The 17,640-nt window shown below is 47.1% G+C and carries 14 protein-coding genes; 11 read left to right on the top strand and 3 right to left on the bottom strand.

Annotated features, from left to right (window positions below):
• Window positions 1–26 precede the first annotated feature (26 nt).
• The 6 genes from EMM73_RS15330 to EMM73_RS15305 all read left to right on the top strand — a co-directional run bounded on the left by EMM73_RS15330 (window position 27) and on the right by EMM73_RS15305 (window position 6,772).
• Complete coding sequence (locus EMM73_RS15330) at window positions 27–677, top strand: BON domain-containing protein (protein ID WP_186435253.1); 651 nt, start codon at window positions 27–29, stop codon at window positions 675–677.
• A 448-nt stretch (window positions 678–1,125) separates the two neighbouring features.
• Window positions 1,126–1,869, top strand: a complete 744-nt coding sequence (locus EMM73_RS15325; RefSeq protein WP_127687679.1) for a 5-oxoprolinase subunit PxpA — start codon at window positions 1,126–1,128, stop codon at window positions 1,867–1,869.
• Window positions 1,866–2,567 carry a 5-oxoprolinase subunit B family protein gene (locus EMM73_RS15320; RefSeq protein WP_127687678.1) on the top strand — a complete coding sequence of 234 codons (702 nt, stop codon included), beginning with the start codon at window positions 1,866–1,868 and terminating at the stop codon, window positions 2,565–2,567. The genes EMM73_RS15325 and EMM73_RS15320 overlap by 4 nt, the downstream gene beginning before the upstream one ends.
• Window positions 2,567–3,511 carry a 5-oxoprolinase subunit C family protein gene (locus tag EMM73_RS15315; protein WP_127687677.1) on the top strand — a complete coding sequence of 315 codons (945 nt, stop codon included), beginning with the start codon at window positions 2,567–2,569 and terminating at the stop codon, window positions 3,509–3,511. Before EMM73_RS15320 ends, EMM73_RS15315 begins: the two co-directional genes overlap by 1 nt.
• 465 nt (window positions 3,512–3,976) lie before the next feature.
• Window positions 3,977–5,602 (top strand): methyl-accepting chemotaxis protein, encoded by a 1,626-nt coding sequence (locus EMM73_RS15310; protein WP_127687676.1) that lies wholly within the window; start codon window positions 3,977–3,979, stop codon window positions 5,600–5,602.
• Between the two features lie 15 nt (window positions 5,603–5,617).
• On the top strand, window positions 5,618–6,772 hold the full coding sequence (locus EMM73_RS15305; RefSeq protein WP_127687675.1) for a DUF418 domain-containing protein: 1,155 nt from the start codon (window positions 5,618–5,620) through the stop codon (window positions 6,770–6,772).
• 166 nt (window positions 6,773–6,938) lie between these two features.
• Here the strand turns inward: EMM73_RS15305 and mltA are convergent, their stop codons facing one another.
• Window positions 6,939–8,066, bottom strand: a complete 1,128-nt coding sequence (mltA, locus tag EMM73_RS15300; RefSeq protein WP_127687674.1) for a murein transglycosylase A — start codon at window positions 8,064–8,066, stop codon at window positions 6,939–6,941.
• Between the two features lie 182 nt (window positions 8,067–8,248).
• On the opposite strand from mltA, the gene EMM73_RS15295 reads away from it, so the two are divergent.
• The 3 genes from EMM73_RS15295 to EMM73_RS15285 all read left to right on the top strand — a co-directional run bounded on the left by EMM73_RS15295 (window position 8,249) and on the right by EMM73_RS15285 (window position 11,109).
• On the top strand, window positions 8,249–9,013 hold the full coding sequence (locus EMM73_RS15295) for a substrate-binding periplasmic protein (protein WP_127687673.1): 765 nt from the start codon (window positions 8,249–8,251) through the stop codon (window positions 9,011–9,013).
• 284 nt (window positions 9,014–9,297) lie between these two features.
• The gene (locus EMM73_RS15290) at window positions 9,298–9,588 is read left to right on the top strand and encodes a high-potential iron-sulfur protein (RefSeq protein WP_127687672.1); all 291 of its coding nucleotides are present in this window, start codon (window positions 9,298–9,300) and stop codon (window positions 9,586–9,588) included.
• Between the two features lie 168 nt (window positions 9,589–9,756).
• Window positions 9,757–11,109: a 3-oxoacyl-ACP reductase gene (locus tag EMM73_RS15285; RefSeq protein WP_127687671.1), complete on the top strand. Its 1,353-nt coding sequence runs from the start codon at window positions 9,757–9,759 to the stop codon at window positions 11,107–11,109.
• Here the strand turns inward: EMM73_RS15285 and EMM73_RS15280 are convergent.
• A complete protein-coding gene (locus EMM73_RS15280; protein ID WP_127687670.1) occupies window positions 11,059–14,109 on the bottom strand; it encodes a sensor domain-containing protein in 3,051 nt (1,016 codons plus the stop codon). The two genes, EMM73_RS15285 and EMM73_RS15280, sit on opposite strands and share 51 nt — an antisense overlap.
• A gap of 475 nt (window positions 14,110–14,584) precedes the next feature.
• On the opposite strand from EMM73_RS15280, the gene EMM73_RS15275 reads away from it, so the two are divergent.
• Both EMM73_RS15275 and EMM73_RS15270 read left to right on the top strand, forming a co-directional pair.
• On the top strand, window positions 14,585–15,661 hold the full coding sequence (locus EMM73_RS15275; protein ID WP_186435252.1) for a Fic family protein: 1,077 nt from the start codon (window positions 14,585–14,587) through the stop codon (window positions 15,659–15,661).
• 124 nt (window positions 15,662–15,785) lie between these two features.
• Window positions 15,786–17,051, top strand: a complete 1,266-nt coding sequence (locus tag EMM73_RS15270; RefSeq protein ID WP_127687668.1) for an alkaline phosphatase family protein — start codon at window positions 15,786–15,788, stop codon at window positions 17,049–17,051.
• A gap of 19 nt (window positions 17,052–17,070) precedes the next feature.
• On the opposite strand, the gene EMM73_RS15265 is transcribed toward EMM73_RS15270, so the two are convergent.
• Entirely contained in the window at window positions 17,071–17,475 is a 405-nt protein-coding gene (locus EMM73_RS15265; RefSeq protein WP_127687667.1) for a GNAT family N-acetyltransferase, read from the bottom strand.
• Window positions 17,476–17,640 lie beyond the last annotated feature (165 nt).

Here is a 17,640-nt window from a genome sequence, read left to right as displayed (position 1 = left end):
CAGGCAAAGTATCAGGAATGGAATCGATGAAATCAGATCAACAATTGACCACAGATATTGAGGCGGAATTGAGGTGGGACAGTGCAGTAGAGTCTGACTCTATTTTGGTGTTAGTGCATGCCGGCATTGTGACTTTATCTGGCAGAGTATCGTCTCTGGCTGAACTGTGGCACGCTCAATCTGCAGTGCACAGAGTCTATGGAGTACAATCGCTGGATAATCAACTTGTAGTGTCCTTGCCCCACCAACATGTGTATCAGGACGTTGATTTAACCCGAGTGGCCGAGGCTGTATTGCAATGGTCCAGTCATATTCCGCCTCAAGGTATCGAACTCAAAGTGGCTATGGGCTGGATCTACTTAACAGGTGAGGTTGCTTTTGATTACCAGCGTCGCGCAGCGACTGAAGCCTTGTGTTACCTGGCCGGCGTACGGGGAGTCACAAATGAGATCCGCCTGACTCCGAAAAATCTGGCTGGCTCTGTGAAAAAAGACATCGAAACTGCGCTGGCACGACAAAGCCGAAAAATGAAATCGGCCATAGAAGTGGAAGTCATCGAATCCGATGTGGTGCTAACGGGCACAGTCAATAGCTGGTCTGAACATGACAAGGCGCTCGTGTCAGTCTGGAGTACACCAGGTGTCAGCCATGTCACTGACCATATTTATGTGCTCTAGCTGTGCTTTAAGGCTTGAAACAGGCTGGTGACTAAGGCTGCTTTATCAGGCTACAGGACTGTCGAAGTCCGTTTACTGTGACTTAACCCGCTGCACAGTTAATCTATCCTGTCAGAGGCTTGTTGTGAATTTGTGCTGTACAGAGCATCTTGGGAAAGAGATTAAAATCCGTTAGTATGAAGCCAGGTGTTATTTTTCGGCCAATCTAAATGGACAAGCTTCGTCTTTCCCCCTTACGCAAAAACAGAACCGCAGGCCAAACTCAGCGACGGATCTTGTTTTGCAGTCAGAAAGCTCAGCCTAAGGTCCGGCATTATGCCGGTTTATCTGTTTGTAGCTCCATAACAATGGCTCTGGTAAAACAGGCTCAACCTTTAGCCTCCATCCTTCACTACGCTGCTGATAGACAGGTCCCTGAGCTTTCGATTGATTCTTTAGTGAGTTTATGATGAAAGCCTTTATCAAATTGAATTGTGATTTAGGCGAAAGTTTTGGCGCCTGGCAAATGGGCATGGATAGCCAGGTTATGCCTTTGATTGATCAAGCCAACATTGCTTGTGGTTTTCATGGCGGTGATCCGACAGTATTAGTCCAGACCTTAACTCTTGCCAAACAACATCAGATCGAAATTGGCGCTCACCCAAGCTATGACGATAAACAGGGCTTTGGTCGGCGTTCAATAAAAATGCCAGCCGATGAATTAAAACATTTACTTTGGTATCAGATTGCCGCAGTAGATGGAGTGGCAAAAAGTCTTGGTTTGTCAATTAGTTATGTTAAGCCTCATGGTGCTTTGTATAACGACATGATGGCAAACTCTGCTTTGCTTGAAACTGTGATGCAGGCAGTGGCCAGTTTCTATCGCCCTTTAAAATTGATGTTGTTGGCGACAACAGCGACAACGCAGCATAAAGCGCTGGCTGAGCGTTATCAACTGGAGCTGTTGTTTGAAGCTTTTGCTGACAGACGTTATCAAAGCGACGGTAGCTTAACGCCCCGCAGCCGGCCGGGCAGTGTACTGGATCATCAGGCAGCACTGTTGCAAGTACAACAGCTACTGCACAGTGGCACGGTACAAAGTGACAGTGGTGAGACTCTGTCTATTGAGGCCGATACTTTGTGTGTTCATGGGGATAACCCGGCGGCTCTTGGTTTGGTGCAGTCTATTCGTGATTTGTTGGCTGGCGCATGATTTCACTGCAGCTGGCTGGTGAAAATGCACTGATCCTATATTTGTCGCCTGAAATCTCAGCACAGCACCTGATGCAGCTGCAATACTTAGCGCAACAAATCCGCACTTTAGTTGCTGATCAATTGCAGGACATTGTGCCTTCCTATGCATCACTGCTGATTGTGTTTAAGCCAGAGCATAGTGGTATTCTGGCACTACAAGCTATGTTGCAACAACAGCTTGCCTTAGGCTGTTCGGAGATTACACAACAAAGCCAGCGCATCACACTACCCGTCTACTATCACACTGCCTGGGACCTGGGGCAGGTTGCGCAAAATTCAGGATTAAGCGCTGCTGAGGTTATAGAGTTGCATCAGGCTCGTGATTACAGAGTGTATGCCATAGGTTTTGCGCCAGGTTTTGCCTATTTAGGTGAACTAGACTCACGCCTGAGCACCCCACGTCTGGTAAGTCCGCGGCCTGCAGTGCCAAAAGGGGCTGTTGCTATTGCTGACCGACAAACCGCAGTTTATCCGGCAGCATCACCTGGCGGCTGGAATATTCTGGGGCTTTGTCCAACCCCCTTATTTCAAGCCGAAAATGCCGGTACAGCTAAGCCTTTGATGCCTTTTAGGGTTGGGGATCAGGTTCGTTTTCAATCCATCAGCAGAGATGAGTTTTTAGCCTTAGGTGGCGAGTTGCCGCAGGAGCTGCGCTGATGTCAGCTTTTGTGGTACTCAAGCCTGGCGTAGTCTCCACGTTACAGGATCAGGGACGCTTTGGTTATGCGCATTTGGGTTTAACTCAAGGCGGGCCTGCAGATCATCGGAGCTATCGCATTGCCGATTTATTGTTGCAAAACCCAAGCCCCAGTTGCCAAGTTGAGGTCTCGGTAGGGGGGCTCAGTGTAGTGGCTTTGGCAGACACAGTGTTTTGTGTGACTGGTGCGCAGATGCCGCTTACAGTAAACGGACAGCCTAAAAGTTTATGGCAAACGCACAGGGTGAAGAAAGACGATGTTATTGCGCTTGGATTTGCTCAAGCTGGAGTGCACAGTTATCTGGCGGTGGCTGGAGGGTTTCGGTTGCCAAAATATTTTGGTAGCAACAGTACGGTGCTGCGTGAAAAAGTAGGAGGTATAGCGGGGGGAGCTTTGCAGCAAGGCCAGTTTTTACCAGTCCGACCCGCGTACCGGTCTTTGCTGTTCACTCTGCCAGAGTCATATTGGCCCGGGTTTTCAACCCCGCTTGAGCTGGGTTTGGTGCCGGGCTACCAGCAGCAGTGGTTTGATACAATACAGTGGCAACAACTTTACAGCACCGACTATAAAGTATCTGCTTTGTCTGATCGTATGGGGTATCGCCTTGAAGGAGAGCCACTTTGCTGCCAGCCCAGAGCTTTATTGTCCGAAGGTATTTGTTATGGCGCTGTGCAGCTCCCGCCAGAGGGCTTACCTATAGTACTGTTAAACGACAGACAAACCTTAGGAGGCTACCCTAAACCCGGTGCGGTATTAGCCACAGATGCGGCCGCTTTGGCACAGTGCAGGCAAGGTCATTCTATCCGGTTTTATCCTGTTTCGCCTCACCAGCTTCATGTTCATCAGATGCAACTAAACCGCTACTGGGCTGAACTACCTCTGATGTTTCGAAGTACATCTTGATCTAGTTAACCTGCACTCGGGATAAGCTGCGCCACTGAATAGGCATTTTTTACGCCTCTCTGCGTTGCTTTGTCTCACCATAGCTCGCTATGGCGTACGACAAAGCGCCTTGATAAGCGCGAAAATTTGCGCATTCAGTTAGCAAAGACTAAAGCGACTTCAATAAATTCGCTTATCTATTTGATTTGTTTGGTTAGATATAGAGTATTCGACAGTCATTATCCCGAGTTCAGCTGAGTTAGCTGGGTTTCACTACTGATACTCTGACCCGGAGAGCGACATACTGAGCATGGGGTTAGCTTCAACAGCCTAATTTGTACCCATTATATTTTATGTCATGACTACAAATACGATGAATGATGATGAATCTTCGGTAAGGTCATGAGTTTTTTCGTAATTTTCGCCTATGCTTTAGGGCGATGATAAATATCAGTGAGTTGTTAGCACTTTATAGGATGGGCAAATATGCTTTTACGGAATTACAATATTGGAACCCGCTTATTGGTTGGTTTTGCAGTTTTAGGCTTACTAGTACTGTTGCAGGGCAGTATGGCACTTCTTACTATGAGCCAGATGCGCACTGTATCGGTTGAGATTGAACAGAATACGCTCCCTAGTCTGGATAATCTGGCAGGGCTGAATTTAAGTATGGTGAGAGTCAGGGTTAACACCTTTCGTTTGATCCTTGCTGAAACTGATACACAAAAAACTCAGTACAAAGCTGCGCTGGATACAGTCAGGGCTGAGGTGACATCCTATCAACAGGCCTACGAAAAACTGATTTCTATTCCCGGCGAGCGAGAGCTGTATCAGGATTTCGTATCAGCTCAGCAGCAATATTTTGCTGGCCAAAGTTTGCTGCTGCAAGCGCTGGATTCGTCAGACAGAACTGAGGCTGTCCGTATTAGCAATGAGCAATTAACAGCGCATTCAGATCGCATGACCCAAGCTTTGATGAAATTAATGCAAATGAACCGGGACTATGCAGGGCAACAAACACAACTCTCTTCTGATCGTTATGAAAACAGCAGGATGCTGATGGTCTTCGCGATTTTGGTTGGCATAGTGGTGAGTATTTTTATAGCCTTGTGGATGACTCGCAGTATCACAGCCCCGATGAGCCAGGCTTTGACTGTGGCGGAGAATGTCGCCTCAGGTGATCTCACGCAAAACATTAGTGTGTCGGGTCAGGATGAGGCTAGCCGGTTAATGGCGGCTTTGCTCAAAATGCAGCAGAGTCTGCGTGATGCGATGAACCATATTTCCAATTCGTCGAATCAATTGGCTTCCGCCTCTGAAGAGTTAAACTCTGTGACTGAGGATTCGTCCCGTGGTTTACAGCAGCAAAATGATGAAATACAGCAAGCGGCAACAGCCATTACCGAAATGAGCTCTGCTGTGGATGAAGTGGCGCAAACCGCAGTACAAACGTCAGAGCAATCAACAGAGTCTGCGAAAATGGCGGTGCAAGGCCAGCAACAAGTGGATGAAACAGTGACAGCGATTCGTGACATGAATCAGGATGTTGCTTTAACCTCAGAACTCATTCAGGGCCTGGCGGTGCAATCTCAGGACATAGGTAAAGTGCTGGATGTGATCCGTGCTATTGCTGAGCAAACCAACCTACTTGCGCTGAATGCGGCAATAGAAGCAGCTCGGGCCGGGGATGCGGGCCGCGGTTTTGCTGTGGTTGCCGACGAAGTCAGGGCTCTGGCGCACCGTACTCAAACCTCCACTCGTGAAATTGAGGAGATGATTGCCAAAATCCGCAGCGGTACAGGTGATGCCGTCAATGCCATGAAACACAGCAGCGAAAAAGCAGTTCATGCTTTAACTGTGGCTCAGGCTGCAGGTCAGGCGCTGAGCATTATTACAGAGCGCATTAATAAAATCAGTGACAGTAATTTGGTGATTGCAAGCGCAGCAGAGGAGCAAGCTAAAGTGGCACGCGAGATTGATCGAAATATAGTGAATATCAGTGATTTAGCGGCTCAAACTGCGGCAGGAGCCAATCAAACAAGCGCCTCTGCTCATGAACTTTCCCGTCTTGCTGTAGATTTAAATGCGCTGGTGACCCGCTTTAAAGTCTAGATAAAGGGCCTTTGCATGGATGCAGTTTATCCTGTTTCATCTGCTGTCTCATCGCGAGTGTATCTGTTTGATGCACTCCGCGGTTTTGCCGTCTTGATGATTTTATTTGCTAACATTTTCGCCTTTGCCTATCCGCTTGAGCTCGGGGATAAGGCTGGATTGTCAGATACAATGACTCAGTGGTCTCAGCTGCAACATCAGCTGTATCTGACTTTTATCCGGGGTAAATTTATTTGTCTGCTGACCTTATTGTTTGGTGCCAGTTTGTTTTTACTGTGGCAACAAGCGGGTTCATTAAGGCTCAAACCGAGAATGTTGGCTTTAATGCTGCTTGGTTTTTGTCATGCTGTTTTTGTCTGGTCGGGCGATATTCTGTTGATCTATTCTCTGGTGGCTTCTGGCCTGTTATGGCAGCGGGCGTTACAGTGGCCTATGGCGCAGCAACTCAGTCGGGCTAAAACTTATTTGGCAGCAGGATTAATGCTTCCGCTACTGATTTGGCTTGTCGCCGAATCGGATCCGAAGATGCAGGCTGATACTGAAACACTAATAGCGCTTTATACCGGCCCTTACATGGTACAGTTGTGGCAGCAAATTCAGTATATCGCCTTGATAGCCGTTGATACGCTGCTGGTCAGTTATTGGTGGTTTGGCGGCATGATGTTACTTGCGTTCTGGGCTCTGCAGTCTGATTGGCCTTGTTTGCTAAAGAGGTATTTTTATCCGCTACTCTTGCTCGCTGTCGCTTGTGCCGTGCTTCCATTAGCCTGGACCGGATTTTCAGTGCAGCAGCAGGTCCCTTCGCCCTTTCAGATGATTTCCGATTTGTGTTTTGCTTTGGTGTATATCAGATTATTTATCTTGATGTTGCCCAGGCTTCCTAAAGTGATGGAGCTGCTCAGGCGCTGCGGTCGTTGTTCTTTGTCCCTGTACCTTTGGCAATCCATCAGTATGGTGGCACTGTTTCGTTGGTTTTGTCCTGATTGGTTTGGGACAGTGAACAGAGACACACTGACTGCTATTGCAGCAGCAGCTGTGATGCTGCAACTGCTATGGGTCTGGCTGTTGTACCAGCCTGGTCAGCTCTGGTGGTGTGAGCGTATTTATCGGCAACTCGGTGCTGCACTGGAGAAAAAAGCAACAACTGCAGAAATACATAGAAGTGACTGAGCCGCCAGCGCTTTTTGCGTTTGTCTGACGGCGCTTTGAGCTGTGGTGTTTGCATAGATCTCGACAGGATCCTGAACAGGAGCAGAAGCTTCAACCTAAGTTTGAACAAACTACATGAAATCTTCACAAGGGTCAGAAGATCGGACACGCGTCCTAAAGATCAGTGTCAAAGACTCTGATCTTTAGGCAAGACCAACCAGATTTTACCGTAATGTCGTAAACTATCGCTGCGCTGCTGGGCTTCATCTCCAATGCCCTGATAAACATCGATACGACCCGGAGTTTTAATGGCCGCTCCTTTATCTTGCGCCAGCATCAATCTGAACTCATGACCTGTTAATTCACCTTTAGCATCCAGTAGAGGCACTTGCGCCAATAATACCGATCCTAATGGTATAAAAGCAGGGTCTACTGCCACTGAATGCAAGGGAGTTAAAGGCTCATTGGCTGCACCTACAGGTTTACTCAGGCCAGGTGAAAAAAAGGTATAACTGGGATTTTTGCTCATCAGCTCACGTTGCCTGTGCGGGTTTTTCGCCAGCCATTCTTTAATAGCAGTGGCAGAAATGGTGTCTGCAGTGTATTCGCCCATTTCAATCAGCACCTTGCCTAAACTGCGATAGGAATGGCCGTTGCCGCCACCGTAACTCAACAAATGCTGCTGACCGTATTCATCTTCAACTACGCCTGATCCTTGCACCTGCATAAAAAAGTTGTCAACCAGACTCTTGCTGTAAAAAAGCTCCAGGCCCTGGCCAGACAATGCCTGTTCGAAGTCGATTTGTTCGCGGCTGGGGTATGAGCTCATGCCGGCTGGTTTACGGTAAAGAGGGTATTTGTAGTCTGTGTCAGGTCTGGAACTTACAGTAAAAACCGGTACATAGTATCCGGTAAATTGTACGTTACCTTTGCCATCTTCTCCGGCTAACTGATGCAACGCAAAGTTTTCGCCACCTGTTACTGCAGGTTGTTCTGCCCAGCGTTGTAAGTCTCGTATTGTTTGTTGCAACTGGCTTTTACTGACGGCTAATCCCGGTAAATTATGCTGTTGTGGAACCGACTTTTTGTTTAAATAGTTCAGTTGCAGTTCAAGGCCAGCTAATAACTCTGGTGTGAGCCACTGAGCTTTTAAACGTGCCCCGGCTTGAAGTTCGTATATGCCGTTGATGGGTTTCGCTTTGTGATCCAGTCCATTGTTAGCAAACTGATTAGACTGATGTATGCCAGAGGGCGTTTGACTACAGCCAGACAATAACAAGCTGGCCAGAGCAAGCCAGGAAAGAGTGTGTTTCATAACAGTCAGAATTCAAAAAACATCGGATGGCGGCACTCTATGCCACTCAAGCATGACTGACAATATCTGGCCTTTGATTTTTTAGCAAAGCAGGAGAGAAACAACTATTTGATAAAAATATTAATACTTGTATTATCAGTAGTGAGCAAAGAAGGTTGTACTTTGGTGTGACAGGTAAAACAATGAAACTATTGAAAGCGAGAGTTTTGGTGTTGCTGGTAGGGTTGTTTGTCCCTTTGGCTGTGCAGGCGGCGGCTAAAGCTACAGAGCTCAAGTTTGTGTTGTATTTTCCACAAGTTCCGCCTTATATGTATCAGGATAAAGAATCTGAGCTGGTTGTAGGTTTAGTACCTGAGGTTCTGCAGGATTTTTTTAGTCAGCAGAATATTCAGGTACAGTATGTGGCTGATAACAGAACCCGGGCTGAGCACAGTCTTTACCAAGGTGACGTAGACGCGATTTTGCTTGCGAAAGAATGGACTCAACATCCGGATAAATTGGTTTTTTCAGAACCTTTACTGGAGCATAAGGACTTCTTATTCTCCCGCCAGCCTATGGCGACAGCAGGCCAATTAGCGGATTGGGTGAAGGGCAAAGCCATTTGTACCCGTCAGTATTATGTCTATCAGGCTTTAGAGCCATTTTTTCAAACTAACGACACAGCGAGGGTAGACTCGTCCAGTGAGCTGACTCAACTGACGATGTTACTCAATGGTCGTTGTGATTTTGCTTTTATGAACGAGCATGTTGCAAACTGGTTGTTACATCACCATTTTCCTGAACAGCAATTGTACCGTTCTGCCAGCGGCTTTAACCCTGTAGGTTTGACAGTGGCGTTCCATCCGCGTTGGAAACCACAGATGGCCGCATTTAACCGGTATTTACGTGAACAACAACAGCAAGGTGTTATTGCACAGTGGCTGAAGTTTTACGTGACTAAATCCTGATCATTCGCATCCTGGCTCCACTGCTGTCTGCTGAAGTTTCCAGATTGAACCATTGATACACTGCTTTAGATCAAATCAAAGCAGTCTTTTTTGCGCCATACTCCGTAGCGTTACGTAACCCTTTGGGATCTGGCATTGCAAGATGGCGATAGGCGAGCCAGGTCAAGCTTCATGCTCGAAGCCGGGTTAGAGAGCCAATTCAACAGAACTGCAATCTTAGATACTAAGGTTAGATCAAGGGGCAGAACACCTTGAATCAACCAATCAAAAATACGGAGTAAGAGATGGGAAATTTAGACAGACGTAATTTTTTAAAACTATCAGCCTCAACTTTAGTGGGTATTACTTTAGGTGGTACTGCGTTACATGCAGTAGCTCAAGAAGTGGTCAAAGATGACGATCCGATGGTTGTAGCTATGAAATATGTGGCAAAATCTACGGTAGATGGAGCCAACTGCGCCAATTGTATGCATGTACAAGGCAAAGACGGTGAAGCCTTAAGAGGCTGTAATATTTTCCCGGGCAAACTGATTCATGCTGAAGGATGGTGTGCAGCCTGGGCGAAGAAAGCTTAGTCAGAGTATCTATAGAAAAGTAAGACCTATGAAAGCCGGTGGTTTAAGTTGCCGGCTTTTTACTGAGTGAATGACCAGCTATTTATTGCATAGTGGTAAAGCACTTGATGCTTATCCCCACTTGGCCCTCTATTGACAGTCTGGTACAGGCCATAGTTAGCAGCTAAGATGGTCAGACTTTTTATTGGTATAGGCAAAGTGATGAGATCCTGGGTATCAGCCTTATTAGATTCGGCAGTGGGTCGCTGGTGTGGTGTACCTCAAGCCATCGGATTAGAGCGACCACAAGGCGAAAGCTGCTGTTTTAGCGGCACAGTTGTGTTGTGTGGTAAAACGTCAGAACACAGTGTTTTGCTGCGTCAGCACTTAAACCAACTGCCCGCCGTTTGTTGTGAAGATCTGACAGCAGAGTTAGTGCAGGCCATCATATTTGATGGTACAGAACTACAAAGCACGGCGGAGTTAGAGTTAGTCTGGCAGCAGTTACAAGGTCTGTTACCTGGTTTGGCTAAGCATGGTCGGCTGCTGATACTGGCCAGAGCTGTAACCGATGCTACCACTGCAGAGGCAGCCGCCGCAGCCGCTGCCTTATCTGGTTTCACCCGTTCAATTGCTAAAGAGCTGGGACGTTTTGGTAGTACAGCCAACCTGTTGTCCCTGGCCAGAGGCGTTCAGCAGAGCTTGTTGCCAGCCGCTGATTTTTTCCTGTCTAAAGCCTCAGCTTATGTCACAGGTCAGGTGTTAGCTGTACAGGCTGCAGAGTTAGCTGTGCTGAGTTCATGGCAGTCTCCTTTATCAGGAAAGGTCGCCTTAGTGACAGGGGCCGCTCGAGGTATAGGAGCCGCTATAGCGACAACTTTGACAGCGCAGGGGGCCACCGTGATTGGTGTGGATGTACCTCAGGCAGAAGCAGCTCTGACGGCTCTGATGCAGCGATTGCGTGGCAAAAGCCTGTTGCTGGATATCAGTCAAATTGACAGTGCGCACCAGTTGCAACATTGGTTAACTGAGCATGAGCTGACACTGGATATTCTGGTACACAATGCTGGCATTACCCGCGATAAAATGTTTCACAGAATGACAGCTGCACAGTGGGATCAAACTCTGGATGTGAACCTATCTGCGGTGCACCGTATTACGGCGGCCTTGCTGGAACAACAGCTGATCCGCTCAGCGGGGCGGGTCGTGATGTTATCGTCGATGAATGGCTTGGCAGGACAAAAAGGCCAAACCAACTACGCCAGTGCAAAAGCCGGATTAGTAGGCTATTGTCACTTTATGGCCAAGCAACAGCTTAACGACATCACCTTTAACGTCGTAGCACCTGGTTTTATCGAGACCCCAATGACAGCGGCCATGCCGCTTATACCCCGTGAAATAGGACGGCGGCTAAACTCGCTGAATCAAGCTGGTTTGCCAGAGGACGTGGCTTTGGCTGTTGCTTTTTTTGCCCGGCCAGACGCTGCTGGATTAAACGGCTCTGTGCTGCGGGTTTGCGGTCAGTGTGTTATCGGCGCCTGAGCTTTGTATCTCTGAACCTGGCGATGCTGTTGCCCAGACAAGGGGCGGTAGCCAGGCTTTTTTCCATGGCATAAATTGTTCAGCCGGCATAGGGCGGGCAATGCCGTAGCCCTGAGCTAGTGCACAACCCAGTTGTAACAGCATTTCACCATGCTCTGTGGTTTCGACCCCTTCAGCAATAATTTCACGTTTAAATTCAGTGGCTAATACTATAATGCCTTTGAGAATGGCTAAATCGTCAGGGTCCACCAACATATCGCGAACGAAGCTTTGGTCAATTTTCAGCACTTTTGCAGGCAGTCGTTTTAAGTAGGTCAAGGATGAATAGCCTGTGCCAAAATCATCCAACGCAAAACTAACACCGCTGCGAATACAGGCCTGCATAACCGCCTGTACATGGGTTAAATCATTCAGCGCGCTGGTTTCCAGAATTTCTAGCTGCAATAAAGATGCGGGTACTTCTGAATAAAAACGTAGCAACAATTGCAGGCGGTTGACAAAATCCAGCTGCTGCAAGTGATAAGCCGAAATGTTCACACTGACGGGGATAGTCATCCCGAGACGTTGCCATTCAGCCAACTGCCGAAGTGCTTCTTCGATGACCCAGTATCCGAGTTCGACTCCCAGACTATGTTGCTCAATCGCGGGTAAAAACAGGGCAGGAGAGACCATACCTTTACGCGGGTGCATCCAGCGGATCAAGGCTTCTGCGCCCATCACTTCACCACTGTGCATATTGACTTTGGGCTGATAAAACAGAACGAACTGTTTACGCGCCAGCGCCTGTCTGATCTCTCCTATGGTTTCCTGATGGCCTCGCAAACTACGGGCATAGTCTGTGTCAAATACATGGCAGCGATTTTTGCCATCCTGTTTGGCCTGATACATCGCATGATCGGCTTGGCGTATCAATTGTTCAGCTTCTGTTGCATCTGTTTGCGGATAAAAGGTCAGGCCTATACTGGCGGACACTGACAGCACCCATTCATCAATTTTTAGCGGTTTCGCCACTGTATCCAGCAACAGCTTAATTTTGGCAAGGCCAGCTTTTTTATCGGTGAGTGCTGGTAACAACACCACAAACTCATCACCGCCAATGCGGGCTAACAATTCGGTGCCGGCAAGCTGAGACTGCATTCGCTCCGACAGTGCTATTAAAAATTGATCACCAGTTTCATGTCCGTGGCGATCATTAATTTCTTTAAAACCATCCAAATCGAGGTAGGCCACCGCCAGCATCTGCTCTGAGCTGGATTCTTTTATCAGCAGTTGCAGGTGTTTGGTTAAGGCGCTGCGATTGGGTAAGCCTGTCATCGCGTCATAAAGCGCAATTTTTTCCAGGTATTGTTGTTGTTGGTATTGGTTGGTGACATCGGAAAACAGGCCGACATAATGTTGTATCTGGCCTTTATCATCCAGCACTGCACTAAAGGTCAGACTTTGGAAAAAATCTTCTCCCGAGGCTTTGCGGCTCCAGAGTTCACCAGACCAAAAGCCCTGTTGCTGCAAACTTTGCCACATAGAGCTAAAGGCATGCTCATCCTGATGCTCAGATTGTAATAAACGTGGTGTGCAGCCTATAGCCTGTTTAGCGCTGTAGCCCGTGATCTCTGTAAAGGCCTGATTGACATCAATCATTACTCCCTGCGGATCTGTGATCATGATGCCTTCTCGGGCATGAGTGAAGACACTGGCCGATAAGCGCAACTTATTATCTGCAGTGTGCTCCAGTGTGACATCGCGGGACATACCCACTGTGCCGACGTAGTCTTGATCCACCAGTACCGGTGCCTTGTAAGTCTCAAACCAACGCATCTGAGTTTCAGTTTTGTGCTGCGAACGGATCAACTGAGGCTGACCTGAGGTCAGCACTTGTTTATCGTGCACCACATGACTCAATGCTTGCTGGGGATCGAATAACTCGGCATCGGTTTTACCTACCAACTGCGACATATTTAAGTGCTCAAACTGCTCTGCAAACTTTTGATTTACTTCCAGATAGCGGCCATGAATGTCTTTTAACCAAACGACAAAAGGAAGACTGTCGATCAGGGTGCGCTGGTATTGCTCTTTTTGTTGTAGCTTTTGGATTAGTGTCTGACGTTCCTGAATAGAGCTATTGAGCCGCAGCTGGGTAGCCCCTAGCCAGCTCATAATGCTACCGGGTTTAGCCTTGCGCAATTGAGTGCCTGGCAGTACTTCGCCCCGTCCCATGGCTTTAATTTGATCGTATAAATGACTGACGGAAGCCCCAAGAATACTGTTGTGTACTCGTTTAATGTCCCACAACGAATAAAACAGCAGCAACCCAGACAAAATAAACAGCATACGCATCACTAAGGCATAAAACATGGCATCGTCCACTTGCTTTGCTGTACGCTGGTCGACCAGAGCATAAACATTGGCTATGGGTTGCATAATGGCCATCTTCGCCTGGTGATAGTTTTGGTCAAAAACTGCAGCCAGGGCCTGCTGCTTGTTTCTTTCTTTTTGTATCGGGTCAGATTCTGTTTTTTCCAGCAACTGCATCGCTTTTTGTTCAATAACAGCCAACAAGTCAGATTGAATTTTTGCTTGCTGTAAGGCCACCATTTCAGCATCGCTAAAGCCAGTGGCTTTCATTAAATCCAGCAACGCGATACGTGAACCTGCCGGGCGTGGTCTGTTATTGTTGTCGTCGACTAAATCCCAGTAGACCTGATGATAATTGACAGGGCGAGCGGACAGGCCATTACGTATCGAAATAATTTCATTGAAGTGATTTTTGTATCTTTGCTCGCCAGTGGCAATATAACTTCGAACCATGCGGGTTAAGTCATCGGAGGACTGGCGTAATTCCCCAATGATTTTTAAAGAATACACGCGCTGATCATTGGCGCCGTCTATGCGTTTTTCTGCAGAAACATAAGCAACAAAAATAACGCTGAAGGCTAACAACAACGCACTAGCTGCCCAAAATCGCAGCGTAAGCTCAGAAGTAGAGTAACGCTTTACCTGCACAAAAACTCCTGCTTGCTATTTCTGTTCATCTGCGTTGGTGTAGATGAAAAATATTGCTCCATTGCGTGTCAATAGTTATCGAGCTGGCTAACGAAAGCAAGCTGATCTATTCAGTTTTTGCAGTTTTATTTTCAAGAATTTAGAAAAAATGCACACACTTTGTTTTTTCAATGAACCTATCATCGTCTTATCTGGTCCATATATGCTATACGCTAAATAGCTCTAAACCAGGATAAGTGGTGCCACCTCACCAGCTCTTTATTCAGCTTTTGAGTGTCAGGTTCTATTGATGGCTGGGTAGCTGAATAGCGTGCTGTGGTCAGAACACTTGTCCTGTATGCCGCTACAAACTTTACTATGAAAGAGTTTCTATCTTTGTTAAGTTGTTATTATCGTATTGATTTATTTCAATAAAATGAAATTTTTGACACTCATGCCCCCGAGTTCAGCTGCAATGACAACAGGTGGATCTGTGATGGATAAGTACCAAACATTTTATCAAGCTAACCCGGAGATCCCGGCTTTAGTTCAAGCTATAGAACAACAGGTAGCGCAATGGTCACTGCTTGTGGCTTCACTGCCGGCACAGCAACAACAAAGTCTAAAAAACAGCATGTTACAAGCTAGTTTGGCATTGGATCACAATTCTTTGTCTGTTGTTCAGTTGCAGCAGCTGGCTGCTGGAGAGCGTGTAGTAGCTTTAGCACAGGATATACAACAAGCGCAGAATGCATTGACCTTGTATCAGCAGCTTGATCAATACAATCCATATAGCAGTACTGATTTAAAAAAGGCGCATCAAGTGTTTATGCGCGCTGTAAGCTCTGATGCCGGATGCTACAGAGCTCATGGTGCAGGGGTGTACGAGGATCATAAATTAGTACATATGCCGCCAGCACCGGCCAAAGTAAAGCCCTTGGTTGAGGAGCTGCTGGATAAACTGCGGCATGAGCAGGTGCATCCGCTGGTCGTATCTTGCCTGATGCATTTTCAACTTGCCTTGATCCATCCGTTTTCTGATGGCAACGGTCGCCTTTGTCGTTTGTGGCACTATTTAGTCTTAATGCAATGGCAGCCTCACTGTATTTATTTACCTCTTGTTTTGGCACTGCGAGAGAAATCCCGTGAATATCAGAAAACCTTACGTCAATCCGTACCTAAATATGATGCGACCGCCTTTATTCTTTTTATACTAAGGACAACAAAAGAAAGTCTGGCTGCTGAATTGCAACAACTGGAATTGCAGCAAGCTGAGTTGATCCAGTGTAGCCAAGCCGCAGATTTTTTAGCTCAGCCATTGCCCGACCTTTCCCAATGTCTGAAGCTACAAGCGAAAAAAAAGAAAACCAAAGCTTCAGGGCCTTGGTATAAAACTGCAGACCAGATTTTAAAAAAGCTGAAAAAAGACAACAGATTAAGTGCGAAAACATTGGCTGACGAATTAGGGCTTAGCTCAAGAGCCATAGAGAAACAACTGGCTAAATTAAAAGCGGAAGGTAAGCTGTTGCGCACAGGCCCGGCAAAAGGTGGACGTTGGCAAGTACTGGCCTGAGCAAAGTTTAACTCGACTGTGTTGCAGTCACTGGTAGCATTTTTTGTACTTTTGGTCTTTTTTGTCATCTGTTCCGCAGCGCGACTCAGTACACTAGCCTTTTGTCAGATTGAACAGGTGTTTTGTGCGTAGTTTTTTTCTGCTGTTAGTCTGCTTGGGTGCTGGTTTTCAGCTCTTCGCTACGGAAGCGAAGGCGCAGAGACAGGATCAAAGCAGTACGTTGTTGCTTATTTCTATCGATGGTTTCAGTCAACAATACTGGAATAAGTATCCGGCCCCGGTATTGCACCAACTGGCAAAGGGTGGGGCCAGAGCTGTGAGCATGCAACCTGTCTTTCCAACTAAAACTTTTCCAAATCACTACAGCATAGCGACAGGTCTGTACCCGGCCAATCACGGGATAGTCGAAAATAATATATACGACGCCGATTTTGATGCTGTGTTTCGCATGAGTAAAGCTGAGGAAGTGACCAATGGCCGCTGGTGGTTGGGCGAACCTATCTGGGTGACTGCAGAGATGCAAGGAGTGAAAACCGGCACTTATTTTTTCCCTGGTTCGGAAGCTGCTATCAAAGGCACTCGCCCGGCGCTATGGCAGCCTTATGATGGCTCAGTCAGCAATATCGACAGAGTGGAATCAGTGTTGGCCTGGCTGGATTTACCACCTGACCAGCGGCCGCAATTTCTGACGTTGTATTTCAGTACAGTGGACGACGCTGGCCATGCTTATGGCCCAGACTCCAATCAAGTCGCTGAGGCTATTGCTGATGTGGACCAAGCGCTGGACGTTTTAGTCAAAGGCTTGGAGCAAAGACAGCTAAAGCATCAGGTCAACCTGATGTTGGTGTCAGACCACGGTATGGCCAAAGTTCCCCAACAGCAAGTGATAGCGGTCGATCAATGGTTTGATCAGAAAAAAGCAGCCTTGGTATTATGGACTCCAGAGCTTGTGTCGATTTTCCCGAAAAAATCTGAATTGGAAAGCATTTACCAACAGCTAAAAAGTTCTTTGCCGCCTGCGGCCAAAGTCTATAAAAAAACCGACTTACCCGAACGCTGGTTCTATCAGAATAGTAAACGTATAGCTCCGCTTCTGGTGGTGCCAGAAGTCGGTTGGCGTTTAATGCAGCAACACAAGCAAAAAGAATGGTTAGAAAAACCCGGGCGAAGTGCAGTGACAGGCAGTCATGGCTACGATAATAGCAGTCCGGAGATGCAGGCTATTTTTGTCGGCCATGGCCCAGCGTTTACCGCAGGTAGTCAAATTCCTGCTTTTGCCAATATCGAATTGTATAACCTGATGTGTCGGATCCTGGGTATTCAACCTGCGCCTAATGACGGTAACCCGGATTGGGTTGATTCCGTTTATCAACTGGATAAAGCGGAATAAGGCGGGCCAGATACACAGGCTATAGTTTTTTCGTCATAAAGTGTTTGCAGCCGGTGAATGGGTAGTTCTGCTGTGTCCATTCCAGCTGATAGCCATGTCGCTCGTAAAAAGGTTTGGCCTGAAAATCCAGCGTATCCAGAATAACAAAGCTGCAACCCCTCGCTTTGGCGAGGGTTTCAGCTTCAATCAACAGCCTTGATCCTACGCCTTTACCCCGAACTTTTTCGTCCAGCCACAAAGACTCCAGATAAAACCAATGGCCAAAAGTACGGCCAGCCAATGCCGCTATTAAGTTACCATGATGATCTTCAAGCTTTAATCCCAAAGGCTGCCTCAGGCTTGCATCCCAGTGCAAGGCGTTAAACTCTGCAATTTTTTGTTTAGCCAATTCGGCAAATTCAACAGTATGGACAGCAGTAAACATCAAAGGCCTTAGTGAGTTCTTGTTTATTCGTTTTTTTATCTTATTGATTTATTACATAAATGCAAATCTCAGGCTGTGCTTGATTGTTTTTTTCATTATTGCAGTAAGGGGTTAGCTAAAAATGATAAAAGCGATCAACCGTCCTTGCTTTAATTGTTCATTTGA

The sequence above is a fragment of the Rheinheimera sediminis genome, from assembly GCF_004005375.1.
In the GTDB taxonomy this organism is placed as follows: Bacteria; Pseudomonadota; Gammaproteobacteria; order Enterobacterales; family Alteromonadaceae; genus Pararheinheimera.
Note: the sequence above shows the minus strand (reverse complement) of the source record. Positions and strands in the feature narration are given on the sequence as shown.

Coding starts and splice junctions, on each gene's coding strand:
- mltA (WP_127687674.1), bottom strand. CDS start 8,066: ATGAAACACACTCTTTCCTGGCTTGCTCTGGCCAGCTTGTTATTGTCT.
- EMM73_RS15320 (WP_127687678.1), top strand. CDS start 1,866: ATGATTTCACTGCAGCTGGCTGGTGAAAATGCACTGATCCTATATTTG.
- EMM73_RS15290 (WP_127687672.1), top strand. CDS start 9,298: ATGGGAAATTTAGACAGACGTAATTTTTTAAAACTATCAGCCTCAACT.
- EMM73_RS15295 (WP_127687673.1), top strand. CDS start 8,249: ATGAAACTATTGAAAGCGAGAGTTTTGGTGTTGCTGGTAGGGTTGTTT.
- EMM73_RS15265 (WP_127687667.1), bottom strand. CDS start 17,475: ATGTTTACTGCTGTCCATACTGTTGAATTTGCCGAATTGGCTAAACAA.
- EMM73_RS15305 (WP_127687675.1), top strand. CDS start 5,618: ATGGATGCAGTTTATCCTGTTTCATCTGCTGTCTCATCGCGAGTGTAT.
- EMM73_RS15310 (WP_127687676.1), top strand. CDS start 3,977: ATGCTTTTACGGAATTACAATATTGGAACCCGCTTATTGGTTGGTTTT.
- EMM73_RS15285 (WP_127687671.1), top strand. CDS start 9,757: ATGGTCAGACTTTTTATTGGTATAGGCAAAGTGATGAGATCCTGGGTA.
- EMM73_RS15330 (WP_186435253.1), top strand. CDS start 27: ATGAAATCAGATCAACAATTGACCACAGATATTGAGGCGGAATTGAGG.
- EMM73_RS15325 (WP_127687679.1), top strand. CDS start 1,126: ATGAAAGCCTTTATCAAATTGAATTGTGATTTAGGCGAAAGTTTTGGC.
- EMM73_RS15315 (WP_127687677.1), top strand. CDS start 2,567: ATGTCAGCTTTTGTGGTACTCAAGCCTGGCGTAGTCTCCACGTTACAG.
- EMM73_RS15275 (WP_186435252.1), top strand. CDS start 14,585: ATGGATAAGTACCAAACATTTTATCAAGCTAACCCGGAGATCCCGGCT.